We start from the raw sequence: 16194 nt of genomic DNA, 5'->3' as shown, positions 1-16194 counted from the left end.
CATGACGAGCCGACGTGGATTGCAGGCGGCATGCTCGGCGGTCACCATCGCCTCGTTCACCGCCATCTGCGCATCATCGACGGGGCCGGTCAGGCAGATCGCGGGCCTGAGCCTGATCGGCGCCTTCGCTTTCGCCCTGTGGCTCATGCGCCGGGGGCGATTCGACGCGATCGTGCCGGCCATCGGCCTGACTCTGGCCTTCCTGATCCTGGCCGGGCTCGCACTCGCGTCCGTCCACGTCCTGACCACAGTCCCGGTAGCGCTCGTGGCGGCAGTCGCGACCCTGCTCGTGGTTTGGGCAGGTGCCTGGTATCACGCCCCCACCTCTGCCCCCGAACCCGCGGGCCGAAGAAGTTGGCTCAAGCCGGCACACCCGCTCGCCGTTATCGGCGTCCTGATATTCGCGGTCGCGACGGTCCTGGCCGTTCACTACTCCGCGGCCAGCGCCACGGCCGATGCTGACGGAGCATCATCCGTCGCGATCTGGGCCTATCCCTCGGGCGACCAGTTGCACGTCGGCGTCGAGCAGCCGACCGGCCACGGCGCCACGTCGCTGCAGATCGTCGTGAGCCAGGCTGGAGTCACCGTCGCGACGTGGAACGACATTCACCTCGCCGCGGGCCAGACGTGGGAGGCGCCCGCGCTCACCGTCTCCGGCAAGGGCCCGGCCCAGGTGGTCGCGCTGCACGGCGGAGCCGTTGTGGCGAGCCTGTCGAGTCGGTGACGGGAAACGATGCAACTCAGCCTGATTCAACTCAGTACTGTCTTGCGGCGGATCGGGCTGGCGATCGCCGTGATCGCCGCAGCCATGTCCATGACGGCGTCGACCAACCCCTCGTCCGGAGCGGAGTGCGGGCATCCGGCTGACGGCCAGTCCGCGCTGAGCCGACAACTATGCTCGCTTCACCTCATGAACTACTTCCCGTCCGACTCCGGGTGGCAGTACATGTGGACCCGATGGCAGCCCGACCAGATCAACGACGATTTCGCGGTGATGGCGGGCATGGGGGCGAATGCGGTCCGCATCACCGTGTTCCCGGATGTGATGGGTTTCCCGACACCGAGTCCGGTCATGCAGTCCCGACTCGCGCAGATCGTCGGCATGGCCGCCGGCCACGGGCTCGAGGTGCAGCTGTCCCTCTTCGATCAGTTCACTGACTTCGCGGATATCTCGGACAGCCTGACCTGGGCTCACGATCTTCTCGCACCCTTGAGCGGAGGCTCGCACATCGCGTTCATCGACGTGCGCAACGAACTCGACGCGTCGTCGACGATGGGAAACCCTCAGGTCTACCAGTGGTTGGACGCGCTGCTCCCCGCAGTCGAACGCGACGCGCCCGGCGTTCCGGTCACCCTCTCCGTGACCACGCCAGCCCACATCAGCACACTGCGGGCCGCGCTTCGGGTCGAGCCCGACTTCTGGGACCTGCACTACTACTCGTCCGATGGACTCGCCTACGCGACCATGGACGAAGCCATCAAGGCGGCAGCCCCGCAGCCGGTGTTCGTAGGGGAGACGGGCTTCGCGACGGCGGACGACGGTTCCCCGCCGGGCCTGCCCGCGGGAGAGGCGTCGCTGGAGGCATATCAGGGCCACTACTACCAAGCGATCGAGCAGGCCGCACTCTCGCTCGGTCTCGGAACCGCCGCACCCTGGACCCTGTACGACTTCACCCAAGCCGCCATCCCGAGCCGGCAGCAGCCGGACCAGTACGCCTTTGGCCTGCTGCACACCGACGGGTCGCCCAAGCCCGCGGCCGCCGTCATCCGCCGGCTCTTCGAAACCGGAGACGTCGGCGACGACTTCAACAGCGACTTCGCACAGGCGGTGACCACGCCCCAGGGTGTGCTCCCGGCGGTCTGGCGTGTGTGGGAGCCCGATCAGGCCCAGTTCGCGCTGGACCCGGCCGTCGGTCACGATGCGCCGGGTTCGGCCAGTATCTCGGACAGCGGCGGCTCAGACGCGGGCATGCCGGCGTTCTATACCGTCCCGGTCGAGCCGCAGGTAGTGCCCGGAAGCGGGTATCGCGTGACGGCCTGGGTCCGCGGACGCGGGGCTACCGGGACTACCGTGGTCAACGTCAGCTGGTTCAACACCCAGGGCGTCTACATGAGTGGCTCAGACTCGGCCGGCCTCAGCCCGGGCGACACGGACTGGACCGAACTGGATGCGACCGGGACGGCCCCGCCCGGAGCCGCCTTCGCGGAGATCTGGCTCAAGAGTGCGCACAACTCAGGCACCGTATGGTTTGACGACGTGGCCTGGACGCGGTCGACGGACTGAGATGAGGGTGCGTAGTGAACATCATCCGGCGGCCGCGGCTCTGCCGGTGCGGCCACGAGCGAAGCGCCCATCAGCACTACCGCAGGGGTAGCGACTGCGCGCTCTGCGACTGCCCCCGCTGGTCCCGGGCCCCGGCCTGGCGGCTGCCGGACCGGGGCCGGTCGAACCCGGACCATCCGGATTCGCGGAACCCTTAGGCGTCCGTGCGGATCTCGGGGCGGCCGGGCTCGGCCCACTCGGTGTGGAAGGTGCCCGCGCGGTCGGTGCGGCGGTAGGTGTGGGCGCCGAAGAAGTCGCGGAGGCCTTGGATCAGCGCGGCGGGCAGATGCTCGCCGCGCAGCGTGTCGTAGAAGGCGAGCGCGGCGGAGAAGGCGGGGACCGGGATGCCGCGGCGGGCGGCGATGGCCACGACCTCGCGCCAGGGGATCTGCGCGTGGCCGATCTCGTCCGCGAAGTGCTCCTCGGCGAGCAGGCTGATCAGGCCCGGGTTGGCGGCGTGCGCGGCGCGGATGCGGTCGAGGAAGGCCGCCCGGATGATGCAGCCGCCGCGCCAGATCTTCGCCACCTCGCCGAGGTCGATGTCCCAGCCGTACTCGGCGGCGCCGTCGCGGATCATCGTCCAGCCCTGGTCGTAGGCGATGATCTTCGAGGCGTACAGCGCCTGCTCGACCTGATGGATGAAGCGCTCGGCCTCGTCGCTGCGCAGCAGCGACTCGTACTCGGTGCCGCCGTGCAGCGGCCGGTAGGCGGCGCGCAGTTCGGCGCGGGAGGAGGCGACCCGGGCGAACGTGGCCTGGGCGATGCCGGTGACCGGGGAGCCGAGGTCGAGCGCGGTCTGCACCGTCCAGCGCCCGGTGCCCTTCTGCTCCGCGGCGTCCTGCACGATGTCGACGAACGGCACGCCGGTGTCCGGATCGGTGTGGGCCAGCACCTCGGCGGTGATCTCGATCAGGTAGGAGTTGAGCCGGCCCTTGTTCCATCCTCGGAAGATCTCGGCGATCTCGGCCGGGGTGTACCCGGCGACCTCCCGCAGCAGCTGGTACGCCTCGGCGATCAGCTGCATGTCGGCGTACTCGATGCCGTTGTGCACCATCTTGACGAAGTGCCCGGCGCCGTCGGTGCCGATGTGCGTGCAGCACGGATCGCCGTCGACGTGCGCGCTGATCTTCTCCAGCATCGGGCCGAGCGCGGCATAGGACTCGGCCGATCCGCCGGGCATGACCGATGGGCCGTGCAGGGCACCCTCCTCGCCCCCGGAAACGCCGCTGCCGACGAAGTGGATGCCGCGCTCGCGCAGCGCCTTCTCGCGGCGGCGGGTGTCGAGGAAGTGCGCGTTGCCGCCGTCGATGATGATGTCGCCCTCCTCCATCAGCGGGGCGAACTCCTCGATGACGGCGTCGGTCGGATCCCCGGCCTTCACCATGATCAGCAGCCTGCGGGGGCGCTCCAGCGCGGCGACGAGCTCCTGCGGGGACTCCGCCGGGACGAACGCGCCCTCGCTGCCGAACTGTTCGACCAACGCTCGCGTTCGAGCCGGGGTCCGGTTGTGCACCGCCACCGTGTAGCCGTTCCTGGCGAAGTTCCGAGCCAGGTTGCGGCCCATCACCGCCAACCCCGTCACACCGATCTGCGCCGTAGCCTCCATGCCGCCGCTTCCCTTCTCGAAGAGGGAGAAATCCCGTCGTGCCGTCACCGTCGACACCATCACCGATGGGCGGCGAGCGCAACCGGTGACGGGGGGTGTGTCAGTCCCACTCCCAGCGGAAGCCCTCGAGGCCGGGGGCGCTGTCGAGGACGACGATGTTCGCGGTGCCCGAGGCGCTGACCGGGAGGTCGGTGACGTGCCGCGGGGCGGAGGTGCCGGGGCGCTGGGCGACATGGCGGCAGCGGGCCGGCAGGGCGCGCGGATCGAAGTGGGTGCGCAGCGCGATCTGGCGCACGGGCTGGCGGGAGGCGTGCTGGTAGCGGTCTATGCCGGACGCCGGTCCGGAAGGTATGTATTCGTACTCGAAGACGTGCGGATGGCCGGAGGCGAGCACGTGGTCGAAGACGAGTTCCGCCGCCTGGAAGCCGCTCTCCGGGTCGGCCTGCACCCGGCCGAGGCGGCAGCCGCTGATCGGGCGCAGCACGGGCGCGGTCTGGCCGGGCACGTCCGGGATGTGCAGCGCGACGAACCTGTCGGCGTGGTCCTGGCGCGCGGTCACGACGCGGCGCACCCGCTCCAGGTACCAGCTGCGGTCCTCGCCGAGCCACAGGTCGCCCTGCATCCCGATGTGCTGGAAGCCCAGGTTCACCGCGGCGTCCACCCCGTCGAGCACGCGGGTCAGACCGGTGGACGGGCCGAGCAGATCGGTGAACTCGGGCGGTCCGCCGTCCGCGGCCCGGCGTCCGCGCGGCCGCGGCGGCCCGAGCAGCGCGACGAGGCTGGCGCGCGGAAGTTCGAGAATGCCCTCGACGGCCATGACGATGCGCAGCGACTCGGGCCGTTCCGGTCGGCGCAGGCCGCGCTGCCAGTAGCTCAGCGCGGCGAGGCTGATCGAGTAGCCGTCGGCGCGCAGCCTGCGCTGCAGGGATTCGAGGCTGAGTTCACGGCGTTCCAGCGCGGCGCGCAATGCGCGGTCGAAGGGGCCGTGGCGCAGCGCCTGTTCGAGCGTGACTGCGGATCGCGCCCGAGTGGGAGATTTTCCAGACACGAGTTGATCAGTTCCGTTCCACGTGCGGCGGACATCGTGGGGCTCGGCTCAGCGTGTCAGCGGGAAGTTCAGAACTTGTTCGGATCCGGCAAAGTATGCAGAAAAGGCAGCAAGGGTGCGTTCCGCGGGCCCCACAGGTCGCCCGCGGAACGCACCCGTCCTGGTCGCGTGATCAGATCACTGCGAGGAGAAGACGCAGCCGCCTGCGCTGTTGCTGTACAGCGGCTGCATCGCGAAGGTGCCGGTGCTGAAGTTCACCGTCTGGTCGTTGTCCCAGGCGCAGAGGTCGCCGATCTCCTCGCCGTTGGAGTCGACGTAGCCGCTGGAGGGCTCGGGGTCGGTGACGGCCTCGGCGTACTCGTGGCCTCCGACGATGCTGAAGCCGTCGAGCTGGTTCTGCACCGAGCTGGCGCCGCAGCTGGAACCGGCGTCGAGCACGTACGGCATGTTGGTGTAGCCCACCGTGCCGCTCCAGTCGTGCCAGGCGCAGAAGCCCGCGTTCGGGAAGTTGTCCGGCTGGGTGCCGCTCGGGCTCAGCACGAACACGTCGATGTTCGGGCCGGAGACGCCGAAGTGCGAGGCGGCGTTGTCGGCCTCGGCCGCGAGGTCGGACTGGCTGGCGGAGGCCGGCGCGGGGGAGGAGTTGTCGGCCCAGGTGCCGGCGAGCACGGCTCCGTTGAAGCTCGGCGAGCTGCCGTTGCCGTCGGTGTACTGGCTGGTGACGGTGGACCAGGTGTCACCGGAGGCACCGAGCCCGTTGAACAGGTTCTGCATGTAGCTCTCGACGCCGTTCGAGTCGCTGCTCCACTGGCTGCCCCAGAAGTCCAGGTAGATCTGCGGGGTCAGCTGGAGCGGGCCGCCGCCGTAGTTCAGGCCGCTGGTCGAGGTGGTGGGCGGGTAGACCGTGGCGTCGGTGCTGTTGTGGCGCAGGCTGGTGGCGTGCCCGCCGGCCTGGGTCTCGTGCGACTTGCTGGAGTTCATCGGCATGATGCCGGTCGGCTTGGCCAGCGAGACGTGGTAGGTCTTGCCGTCGAGCTGCACCGTGGCCGTGCCGGGGGCCTGGGCGTGCTGTGTGGTGGTCGTGGTGGGGGCGGCGGCCTGGGCGTACGCCGGTAGGGCGCCGGCCAGGGCCGTGCCGAGTGCGGCGGCGGAGACGAGGGCGGTGACCCGCGCCCGCCGGGATATGGCGTTCACTGCTGGTGGTTCCCTCCGAGTGGGCGGCCGGCGCGGATCGCAGGATCTGCTGCGTCGAGTGGGTTCGCGCCGGTCGGCGGTGGATCCGGCTGGGCTGCCGGACGTGCCGAATAGTGCGTGAACACGAGGCCGCCGACAACGAACAGGGACGCCGCTCGGAGAAATTTGTGAAGGAATCCTTAAAAGGGCACGGTGCAGCCCTGCCATACGGGGGAGCAGTGAACTTTCACAGATTCACAGTTGGGTGACGCGGCCGGTCACGCGGCATACGGCGAGGGCCGGACCGGGAAGCTCCCGGTCCGGCCCTCGCCGTGCGTCAGTTCTGCGCCAGTCGCGCGGCCCGCTCAGGGCTGCAGCAGCACCTTGATGGCGCGCCGCTCGTCCATGGCGCGGTATCCCTCGGCGACCTGGTCGAGCGGCAGCGTCAGGTCGAAGACCTTGCCGGGGGAGATCGTGCCGTGCCAGACGCGGTCGATCAGCTCGGGCAGGAAGGCGCGGACGGGAGCGGGGCCGCCGCGCAGCCCGAGGTGCGAGTAGAAAAGCTCGGTGATCGGCAGGTTCACGCCGTGCGGAACGCCGACGAAGCTGACGTTGCCGCCGGGACGCGCCGAGCGCACGGCCTGGTGCATGGACTCGTCGGTGCCCACGCACTCGAGCACGGCGTCGGCGCCGAGCCCGTCTGTCAGTTCTTTGACGCGCTCCACGCCTTCGTCGCCGCGCTCGGTGACGATGTCGGCGGCGCCGAATTCGATGGCCAGCTTCTGCCGCGGCGTGTGCCGGCTCATCGCGATCACCTGCGCCGCGCCGAGTTCGCGGGCCGCGAGGACGGCGCAGAGCCCGACCGCGCCGTCGCCGACGACGGCCACCGTCATCCCGGGCTTGACGTCCGCCGCGACGGCCGCGTACCAACCGGTGCCCATCACGTCCGAGAGCGTGAGCAGGTCGGGGATCATCGCCGCGTCCGGCTCGTCGGGGGTGGCGACGAGCGTGCCGTCGGCCAGCGGCACGCGCACGTACTCGGACTGGCAGCCGGTCATGACCTGCCTGTTCGGGCACGAGGTCTGGTAGCCGGCGTGGCAGATCGGGCAGGTGTTGTCCGAGGCGAAGAAGGAACCGATGACGAACTGGCCCGGCCGCAGGTTCGCCACCTCGGAGCCGACCGCCTCGACGTGGCCGACGTACTCATGCCCGATCGGCGCCGGCTCGGTGATCGGGTTGGCCCCGCGATAGGGCCAAAGATCCGTGCCGCACACGCAGGTGGCCGCGATGCGCACGACGGCGTCGGTCGGCTCGACGATCTTCGGGTCCGGCCGGTCTCCGAAACGGATGTCGCGAGGGGCGTGGATCAGCGTTCCGCGCATGGCGCTCGACTTTCTGTGTGCGAGGTGCAGGATCGAGTCAGCGGCTCGCTTCCATCCTGAATCGCGGGCGCCGAGTCGTCGCGCGTACCGGCCATCCGGGTGAGGGAGTGCCGCTCTCGAGTCGGCGCATCGCGCGCAGCACGGACGAGGGCGAGACCTGGTAGCCCTGGGCGCGCAATGCGCTGTGCACCTTGCGATGGCCGTCGTCCGGGTGTTCTTCCAGGTGGAGTTGTACGGCGTTGGTGAGCCGGTCGACGACGGGCGCGGGCCACGGACCCTTCGGCGCCTGCGAGCTGGAATCGTCCCTCGCCTTGTCCAGGTACCGATAGTACGTGCGCCGCGGAATGCCGACCAGCGTGCAGAAACTCACCACGGATATCTTCGCCTCGCGGCGTACCGCGTCGAGGTCGGCGAGCCGGCCCAGCTGGTTGTCCACGGCGTGCCGCCAGACCGCGAGCAGCGTTTTGGCCTCGCGCAGCGATTTTCGCAGGGTGCGTACTTCTGCCTCGAGTTCGGCGACCCGGCTCTGCGACGCGTGGAGCGCTCCCAGGGAGCGCGCGCCGCCTTCGATGAACTGCTTCTTCCACTTGGCCACGGAGGCCTCGCTGACCTTGTGCTCGCGGGCGATCTGGGCCGCCGAGGCACCGGTGGTGAGCGCCGCCATCGCGACTAGCAGTCGTTGGTCGGCCCGTGCGTCGAGTTGCGGCATAGAGAAGTTCCTGCGATGCGAAGGTCAGGGAAGGTAGATGGGTGGGCATCATCGTAGGCCGCGGCCCGGCGAAGTGGTTGAGCTTTCACTCAAAGGAGCCAAAGTCTCCGCGAACACGTTTAGCCGACGCCCGAGGGATTCCGTGCGTTTTGCCCCGTCCCCTTGCCGGATTGTTGAACAATCTCTACGGTGAGGGTATGAGTACTCCGGCTGAGGCGAGGGCGGCGTTCCGGGGCGGAGCGGTGGTGCCGACGAGCGGGCTGGCGCTCGGGCACACGCAGGCCAACCTGATCTCGCTGCCCCGCGATTACGCGTACGACATGCTGCTGTTCGCGCAGCGGAATCCGAAGCCGTGTCCGGTGTTGGAAGTCACCGAGCCGGGATCGTGGGAGTCCGCGCTCGCGGCGGGCGCCGATCTGCGCACGGACCTACCCGCGTATCGGGTGTGGGAACACGGAAAGCTGGTCGACAGCCCAGGCGAGGTCACCCACGAGTGGCGCGACGACCTGGTGACCTTCCTCATCGGGTGCAGCTTCAGTTTCGAGACCCTGCTGCTGGATGCGCGCGTGCCGCTGCGGCATGTCGAGCAGGGTGTCAACGTCCCGATGTACCTCACCAACCGCGAGTGCGGTCGGGCCGGACGGATGCACGGCCCGCTCGTCGTCTCGATGCGCCCGGTGCCCGCCGACGCGGTGGCCCGCGCGTCCGCGATCACGGCCCTGATGCCCGCGGTGCACGGAGCTCCGGTGCACGTCGGCGCACCTGAAGCGCTCGGTATCACAGACCTCGACAAGCCGGATTTCGGCGACGCGGTGCGGTTCGAGGACGGCGACGTGCCGGTCTTCTGGGCGTGCGGCGTCACATCACAGGCCGCTGTGATGCGCGCCGCGCCGCCGTTCGCGATCACGCACGAGCCCGGACACATGTTCATCACCGACGCGCGCGACATCGACTATCGAGTCGCCTGAGGGAGACAGCATGACCACCATCGATCTCAACTGCGACCTCGGCGAGGGCTTCGGCGCGTGGACCATGGGCGACGACGAGGCGCTGCTGGCCATCGTGACCAGCGCGAATATCGCGTGCGGCTTCCACGCCGGCGACCCGAGCATCATGCGGAGGCTGTGCGACGTCGCGGTCGAGAACGGCGCCGCGATCGGGGCGCACGTCGGGTACCGCGATCTGGTCGGTTTCGGGCGGCGGCGCATCGAGGTCTCGGAAAGCGACCTGACCAACGACATCGTCTATCAGATCGGCGCGCTCGACGGTTTCGCGCGGATGGCGGGAGCGACCGTCAGCTACGTGAAGCCGCACGGCGCGCTCTACAACACCATCGCCGTAGAGCCCGTATACGCCCGTGCGTTGGCCGAGGCCGTGCTGCGCTACAACCCGGATCTGCACGTCGTGGGGCTGGCCGGATCATCCGGATTGCGTGATGTCGGCGACGCCGGGGTCGCGACCGTCGCCGAGGCATTCGCCGATCGCGCCTACACGGCCGACGGCCACCTCGTCTCGCGCGGCACGACCGGCTCCGTCCTGCACGACGTCGACGCCATCGCCGCACGCTGCGCCGAGATGGCCCGCAGCGGCGAGATCGAGTCGATCGACGGCACGAAGGTACACATCAGTGCGCAGACGATCTGCGTGCACGGCGACACGCCCGGCGCGGTCGCCATCGCGCGTCGGGTACGCGGCACGCTGGTCGCCGAGGGCATCACGCTCAAGCCGTTCGTCGGTGCCGGAGGAGCCGCGTGATCCAGATCAGGGCTGCCGGATCGAGTGCGCTGCTGGTCTGCCTCGACGAAGCCGAGCAGGTCACAGGCCTCTACCTCGAGCTGCGGGCCGATCCGCCGGAAGGGCTGATCGACGCGATTCCGGCGGCGGAGACGGTCATGGTCGTCTTCGATCCGGCGCGCACGGAGTCCGCGGCTCTGCGCAGGCGGCTCGAGGACGCGGCCGCGCGCGCCGACAAGTACGAGGCGGCAGCGGATCAGGGGCTAGATCAGGGGCCAGATCAGGGACCTGTCGTCACCATTCCGGTCGTCTACGACGGACCCGACCTGGCCGATATCGCGAGCCGTACGGCGCTGAGCGTCGAAGAGGTCGTACGTCGGCACGCGGCGGGGGAGTACGTCGTCGCGTTCTGCGGGTTCGCACCCGGATTCGGCTACCTGACCGGCCTGGATCCCGCGTTACGGCTGCCGCGCCGCTCCGTCCCGCGCACGCGCATCCCCGCCGGGTCGGTGGCCGTCGCCGACCGGTTCGCCAGCGTCTACCCGAGCAGTTCGCCCGGCGGCTGGCACCTGCTCGGCCGCACGACGACGGTCATGTGGGATGTCGAGCGGCAACCTCCGGCGCTGCTCACGCCAGGTACGCGCGTCCGCTTCGAGCAGGCGGCGGAGCGATAGCGTGAACGGTATACATGTACTGAGTCCCGGACCGCTGACGACGGTTCAGGACCTCGGCCGTCCCGGGCTCGCGTCGGTCGGGGTCGGCCCGTCCGGCGCGGCCGATCGCGGCAGCCTGCGGCTGGCCAACCGGCTCGTCGGCAATCCCGAGGACGCCGCCGCGCTGGAGTTGACCTACGGCGGCCTGCGCATCCGCTTCGATGCCGCCGCGACCATCGCGCTGACCGGAGCGCCGTGCCCCGGTGTGGCGATGAACGGCCCCGTCCACGTGGCCGCCGGTCAGGAGCTCGCGGTCGGGATCCCGAGCGAGGGCCTGCGCACGTACCTGGCCGTACGCGGCGGAATCGACGTGCCCGAAGTGCTCGGCTCACGTTCCACCGACGTGCTGGCCGGAATCGGCCCGGCGGTGCTGGAGACCGGGATGCGGCTGCCGATCGGCAGCCCCGGCAAGGACTTCCCGAACGTCGATCTCGCGCCGCCGACGGGTCTCGGCCCGGCCGTCCTGCGCGTGCTGCCGGGCCCGCGCGACGACTGGTTCGTGCCCGACGCGCTCGCCTCTCTCACCGAATCGGCCTACGTCGTGACGAAGGACAGCAATCGTGTCGGCGTGCGCCTCGACGGCCCGGAGCTCAAGCGGCGGGTGTCCGGGGAACTGCCCTCGGAGGGCGCGGTGTGCGGCGCGCTCCAGGTGCCGCCGGACGGTCGGCCGATCCTGTTCCTCGCCGACCATCCCGTGACCGGCGGGTATCCGGTCATCGCGGTCGTCGCGGACGCGGATCTGGATCGAGCCGGCCAACTGCGCGCCGGAGACGGAGTGAGATTTTGTATGTGAACAGTGGCAGCACCGCGGAGCGGATGGCCGTGATCCTGCGCGACCGGATAACCGCCGGCGAGCTGACGCCCGGCACGCGGCTGATCGAGGAGGCGATGGCCGAGGATCTCGGCGTGTCCCGCAACACGCTGCGCGAGGCCTTCCGGCTCCTGACGTACGAGCGGCTGCTGGTCTACGAGCTCAATCGCGGCGTCTTCGTGCGGACCCTGTCGGAGCGGGACGTCGTCGAGCTCTACCGCGTGCGACGAATGATCGAGATGGCCGCGCTGCGCGAGAGCGGCAAGCCGGAATCCGGCAAGTTCGGCAAGGTCGCCGACTCGGTGCGCGAGGCGGAGAAGGCCGCCGAGGAAGGTCGCTGGCACGACGTCGGCACGGCGAACATGCGGTTCCACCGCGAGCTCGTCGGGCTCGCGGGCGGTGAGCGGGTCGAGGAGTTCATGGCACAGATCCTGGCCGAACTGCGCCTCGTCTTCCACGTGATGAAGGACCCGCGGAGATTCCACGAGCCCTACATCGGCCGCAACCGCGCGGTGCTCGCCGCGCTGCTGAGCGGCGATATCGCGGGTGCGGAGAAGCTGTTGCGGGAATACCTCGACGACTCGGAACGCCAGCTGCTCGCGGCCTATCACGGCTGAGCGGGCGCGGGCCGCCAGAGCGAGGGCTCGGCGAACGGCAGCGTGAGCGGCCGCCCGACCTGAACCGCAGGTTCCCGCTCCCGCGAAACGGGCTCCACCACTCCGGCGCTCTGCGCCTGCCACAGCTCGGCGTACTTCCCGCCGACCGCCGCCAGTCGCGCATGCGTTCCGCGCTGCACGATCCGGCCCTGATCCACCACCAGGATCTCGTCCGCGTCGTGCGCCAGATGCAGATCGTGGCTGATCAGGATCGTGGTACGGCCGGCCATCAGGCGACGCAGCGGCGCGATCACCTTGCGCGCGGCGACCGCGTCGAGCCCGGTGGTCGGCTCGTCGAGCACGAGGACGGGTGTGTTGCGCAGCAGCGCCCGGGCGATCGCGAGCCGCTGCCGCTGGCCGCCGGACAGATTGCCGCCGCCCTGGCCGACGATCGTGTCGTAACCCTGCGGCAGCGCCTCGATGAACCCGGCCGCGTCCGCTATCCGCGCCGCCTCGGCGATCCGCTCGTCGGTCGCCGTCGGATCGCCGTACGCGATGTTGTCCCGGATCGTGCCGTCGAACAGCATCGTCTCCTGCAGCATCAGCGTCACACTGCTGCGCAGCCGTCGCAGCGTCAGGTTCCTGATGTCGGTGCCGTCCAGCCGGATCGAGCCGTCCTCGGGATCGTGGAAGCGCAGCAGCAGCTGGGTCAGCGTGGACTTTCCCGCGCCGCTCGACCCGGTGACGAGCACCAGCCTGCCCGGCGCGGCGACCAGGCTCACATCGCGCACGGCCGGCTTCGGCTGGTCCGGGTAGCGGAAGGTCACCGAGTCGAACTCCACCCAGCCGCCCTGCGCGTGGTGCATCCCGGTCTGCGCGAGGTCCGCGACCGCCGGCACTTCACCGACCTCTCGGCCAGGTCTCCGGCCTGAACGACCCGGCGGGCAACAGCAACAGCGTGCTGCGATGGATCGGTTCGCGCGGCACGGTCATCACCAACCCGGACGGCAGCTACGGCCTGTTCGTGTCCGGCGCCTACGCCGCGGACGGCGACAGCGACGCGTTCAACCAGATCTTCTACTCGTCCTCCAAGGACGGCGTCCACTGGAGCGCGCCGCAGAAGCTGATCGGCACCGACTACACCTTCTCGGCGCTGCGGCAGCAGTCCGTGAACGGCGGCGCCCTCGGCATCACCGGCTACTACTCGGGCCGCGTCTACGACCCGACGGTGGTGCGGAACGCGAACGGCACGCTGACCATGGTCTTCGCGGGCTACTCGACGCCGAAGCCGCTGCCCGGCACCGGCGACGTCCTCGGCACGAACTCGAGCGCGCTCTACACGGTCCCTGCGGCGCAGGCCGCCGAGTACCGCACGATCCTGACCGTCACGCTCAAGCCGGAGTGGACCTGCGCGCAGTAGTCCGCTGGATGGCCTGCCGGGCGCCTGACAGAGAACGAAGGCGGAGCCGTCGCGTCGTGTGACGTGACGGCCCCGCCGTTCCAATGGGCTTACGTCGTTCACCTGCGGTTTTCGCGGTGTTGGCCCGAACGTCACGCATCCGCGATTCGGCGCGATTCGGCGCGATTCAGTTCGACTTTCAGCCCTGCGTGGTCTCCGCGAGTTCGAACCCTGAGCAGAAGTCCGGCACCCGGTCGTGCGGCACGGCGCGCGAGTAGAGGAAGCCCTGCGCCCGCTCGGCGCCGAGCTCGCGCAGGATCGCCGCCTGCACCGGGGTCTCCACGCCCTCCGCCGTCACCGTCATCCCGCAGGCGTGCGCCAGGTTGATCAGGCTGGTGACGATCGCCTCGGCCGAGTCGTGCCGGGTCGCCGCGGGCTGCGTCAGGGCCTTGACGAAAGAGTAGTCGATCTTCAGCGTGCTGGCCGGGAGCCGGTGCAGGTAGGCGAGGTTCGAGTAGCCGGTGCCGAAGTCGTCGATCGCGATCCGCACGCCGAGCTCCGACAGGGCCCTGAGCGTCTCCAGCGCCGGACGGCCGCTCTCGCCGGGGCTCATCACCGCGGTCTCGGTGATCTCCAGCTGCAGCAGCTCCGCGGGCAGGCCGGAGGATTCCAGGGCCTCGGTCACGTCCGCGCACAGGTCAGGCTCGTGCACCTGGCGCACCGCCACGTTGACCGCCACGGTGAGCCTGCGCCCGTTCGCCGCGGCCGGCCAGGAGGCGGCGTCCTGCACCGCGCGGCGCAGCACCCAGCGGCCGAGCGCCACGATCATCCCGGTGTCCTCGGCCAGCGGCACGAACTCGCCCGGGCCGAGCAGCCCGCGCACCGGATGGTTCCAGCGGACCAGGGCCTCCATCGCGTACGTCGTGCCGTCGTGCAGATCCACGATCGGCTGGTACTCCAGGAACAGCTCGTCGTGCTCGAGCGCCGCGGGCAGCGCCTGGGACAGCGCGTACCGCGCCACCTCGCGCTCGTTGCGCTCCTCGTCGAACAGCGCCCAGCGCGCCTTGCCGTCGGACTTCGCCCAGTACAGCGTCATGTCCGCGGCGCGCAGCAGCTCCACCGGCTTGGCCCCGGCCGCGGGACGCTCCACCAGGCCGAGGCTCGCGGTTATCGACAGCCGCCGGCCGTCCAGGATGATCGGCTCCTGCAGGGCCTCGAGCGCGGCATCGGCCACGTCCGTGACGCAGGCCGAACTCGTGGTGCGCTCGACCAGGATGACGAACTCGTCGCCGCCCATCCGCGCCACCAGGTGCCGCTCCGGATCAGTGGCCTGACTCAGTCGGCGGGCCACCTCGGCGAGCAGCCGGTCGCCCGCCTCGTGCCCGAGGGTGTCGTTGACGCCCTTGAAGCCGTCCAGGTCCAGGAAGGCCAGGCCGATCCGCTCGTCCGGCTTGGCCTCGTCCAGCAGCTCGGAGAGCCGGTCGAGCAGCATGGTCCGGTTCGGCAGGCCGGTGAGCGAGTCGTGCGTGGCCTGATGCAGCAGCTTCTGGTTCATCCGGCGCTGCTCGGTGATGTCCTCGAACATCATGATCAGCAGCTCGACCGAGCCGTCCGCCGCGCGCACCGTGCTGGCCTGCATCCGGGTCCAGGTGACCGTGCCGTCCGCCGCGGTGAACCGCTTCTCCGCGCTGTAGTGGCCGCGCCGGCCGGCCAGCAGGTCGCGCACCGCGTTGCAGAACTCCGGCCTGTCGTCCGCGTCGCGGAACTCGTCCACGGTCCGGCCGCGCACGGCCGGGGCGTCCTGGCCGAGGATCCGGGCGAGCCGCTCGTTGACCTCGAGGAGCCGGCCGGTGCCGTCCACCACGCCGATGCCCAGCGCGGCGTTGCGGAACACGGCACGGAACCGGCCCTCGCCGGTGCGGTGCGCGCTGAGCACCGCCTGCCGGATCAGCTCCTGTTCGGCCCGGGTGCGCTCGCGCAGCGCGTTCGCGTAGCCCGAGGCCAGCCCCGCGAACAGCGCGGTGCGCGACTCGCGGCTCAGCTCGTCGGGCAGGTTCTGTTCGAGCACGGCCACCGTCATCGCTATCGACTCGGGCTGCGTGTAGTTCCCGTCCACCAGCGCCCGCCCGGCCGCGGCGCCGAGGTCGCGCATCGGCTCGGTCTTGTCGGGTGCGGCCAGGATCCGCCCGGCCAGCTCCTGCAGCAGACCCCGGGACCGCGCGGCGCTGCCCGGCACTCCGCCGATCTCTGCGAGGGCCTTGAACCAGGCCGTGGCGATCCGCTGCGGAGAAGTGGTGTTGGTCACGTCGCGGCGCCCCGGAGGAAGAAAGAGACTTCGCCGTGCCGGCGGCCCGCTCCGGCTACGCCCGCGACGCCGCGCACGCCGCCTCTCGCGCCGCTTGAACGGCGCCCTCGCCCGTGGGCGAGGGGATGGGATTGCGCGCGCTCCAGCGCCCCCCGCAGGGCCCGGGAGGAGCGCGCGAGGCCCGCGGCCGGGGAGGCCGAGCCGAGGCGGTGGCGCATCCTTCCAACCCCTTCGCTAGGGCGGTTCCGGCAGGTCACCCGTGCCTTCGGGGAGAACGGAACCGCCGCGCCGTGGATGACGTGCCATTTTCACGTGCTGTCATCATATGACTACGGAGGTTGCGACCGTCCAGCCTTGAGACGGATGTTGTCTCGCTCCGGCTTACCATCGCCGGG

General features: G+C 70.2%; 15 protein-coding genes. 8 read left to right on the top strand and 7 right to left on the bottom strand.

The window, feature by feature from the left end; all coding sequences use genetic code 11:
* Position 1 precedes the first annotated feature (1 nt).
* Together VG296_RS02185 and VG296_RS02180 are read left to right on the top strand one after the other, a co-directional pair.
* Entirely contained in the window at positions 2-724 is a 723-nt protein-coding gene (locus VG296_RS02185; RefSeq protein WP_325562459.1) for a hypothetical protein, read from the top strand.
* A gap of 186 nt (positions 725-910) precedes the next feature.
* Positions 911-2284, top strand: coding sequence for a hypothetical protein (locus VG296_RS02180; RefSeq protein ID WP_325562457.1), 1374 nt, complete (start codon positions 911-913; stop codon positions 2282-2284).
* Positions 2285-2477: 193 nt separating this feature from the next.
* On the opposite strand, the gene gndA is transcribed toward VG296_RS02180, so the two are convergent.
* From gndA to VG296_RS02155, 5 genes are all read right to left on the bottom strand, one after another.
* On the bottom strand, positions 2478-3929 hold the full coding sequence (gene gndA, locus VG296_RS02175; RefSeq protein WP_349259426.1) for an NADP-dependent phosphogluconate dehydrogenase: 1452 nt from the start codon (positions 3927-3929) through the stop codon (positions 2478-2480).
* Positions 3930-4029: 100 nt separating this feature from the next.
* Positions 4030-4977, bottom strand: a complete 948-nt coding sequence (locus VG296_RS02170) for a hypothetical protein (RefSeq protein ID WP_325562453.1) — start codon at positions 4975-4977, stop codon at positions 4030-4032.
* Positions 4978-5154: 177 nt separating this feature from the next.
* Entirely contained in the window at positions 5155-6171 is a 1017-nt protein-coding gene (locus VG296_RS02165; protein ID WP_325562451.1) for a hypothetical protein, read from the bottom strand.
* Between the two features lie 344 nt (positions 6172-6515).
* The gene (locus VG296_RS02160) at positions 6516-7532 is read right to left on the bottom strand and encodes a zinc-dependent alcohol dehydrogenase family protein (RefSeq protein WP_325562449.1); all 1017 of its coding nucleotides are present in this window, start codon (positions 7530-7532) and stop codon (positions 6516-6518) included.
* A 37-nt stretch (positions 7533-7569) separates the two neighbouring features.
* Positions 7570-8241: a helix-turn-helix domain-containing protein gene (locus tag VG296_RS02155; RefSeq protein WP_325562447.1), complete on the bottom strand. Its 672-nt coding sequence runs from the start codon at positions 8239-8241 to the stop codon at positions 7570-7572.
* Positions 8242-8438: 197 nt separating this feature from the next.
* Between VG296_RS02155 and VG296_RS02150 the strand changes: the two genes are divergently transcribed.
* From VG296_RS02150 to VG296_RS02130, 5 genes are read left to right on the top strand one after another with little or no spacing between them, the layout of a single operon-like run.
* Positions 8439-9209 (top strand): putative hydro-lyase, encoded by a 771-nt coding sequence (locus tag VG296_RS02150; RefSeq protein ID WP_325562445.1) that lies wholly within the window; start codon positions 8439-8441, stop codon positions 9207-9209.
* Positions 9210-9219: 10 nt separating this feature from the next.
* Positions 9220-9996 (top strand): 5-oxoprolinase subunit PxpA, encoded by a 777-nt coding sequence (locus VG296_RS02145; protein ID WP_325562443.1) that lies wholly within the window; start codon positions 9220-9222, stop codon positions 9994-9996.
* Positions 9996-10649 (top strand): 5-oxoprolinase subunit B family protein, encoded by a 654-nt coding sequence (locus VG296_RS02140; RefSeq protein WP_414641043.1) that lies wholly within the window; start codon positions 9996-9998, stop codon positions 10647-10649. The genes VG296_RS02145 and VG296_RS02140 overlap by 1 nt, the downstream gene beginning before the upstream one ends.
* A gap of 1 nt (position 10650) precedes the next feature.
* Positions 10651-11481: a biotin-dependent carboxyltransferase family protein gene (locus tag VG296_RS02135; RefSeq protein ID WP_325562440.1), complete on the top strand. Its 831-nt coding sequence runs from the start codon at positions 10651-10653 to the stop codon at positions 11479-11481.
* Positions 11478-12116, top strand: a complete 639-nt coding sequence (locus VG296_RS02130) for a GntR family transcriptional regulator (protein WP_325562438.1) — start codon at positions 11478-11480, stop codon at positions 12114-12116. The genes VG296_RS02135 and VG296_RS02130 overlap by 4 nt, the downstream gene beginning before the upstream one ends.
* Here VG296_RS02130 and VG296_RS02125 read toward each other — a convergent pair.
* Positions 12107-12994, bottom strand: coding sequence for an ABC transporter ATP-binding protein (locus VG296_RS02125; RefSeq protein ID WP_325562436.1), 888 nt, complete (start codon positions 12992-12994; stop codon positions 12107-12109). The genes VG296_RS02130 and VG296_RS02125 overlap by 10 nt on opposite strands.
* A 59-nt stretch (positions 12995-13053) precedes the next feature.
* On the opposite strand from VG296_RS02125, the gene VG296_RS02120 reads away from it, so the two are divergent.
* On the top strand, positions 13054-13515 hold the full coding sequence (locus VG296_RS02120; protein WP_325562434.1) for a hypothetical protein: 462 nt from the start codon (positions 13054-13056) through the stop codon (positions 13513-13515).
* Between the two features lie 178 nt (positions 13516-13693).
* On the opposite strand, the gene VG296_RS02115 is transcribed toward VG296_RS02120, so the two are convergent.
* Positions 13694-15799 (bottom strand): putative bifunctional diguanylate cyclase/phosphodiesterase, encoded by a 2106-nt coding sequence (locus VG296_RS02115; protein WP_325562432.1) that lies wholly within the window; start codon positions 15797-15799, stop codon positions 13694-13696.
* Between the last annotated feature and the right edge of the window lie 395 nt (positions 15800-16194).

It is taken from the genome of Actinospica sp. (assembly GCF_035552695.1).
Classification (GTDB): Bacteria; Actinomycetota; Actinomycetes; order Streptomycetales; family Catenulisporaceae; genus Actinospica.
This window is presented reverse-complemented; position numbering and strand designations above follow the sequence as displayed.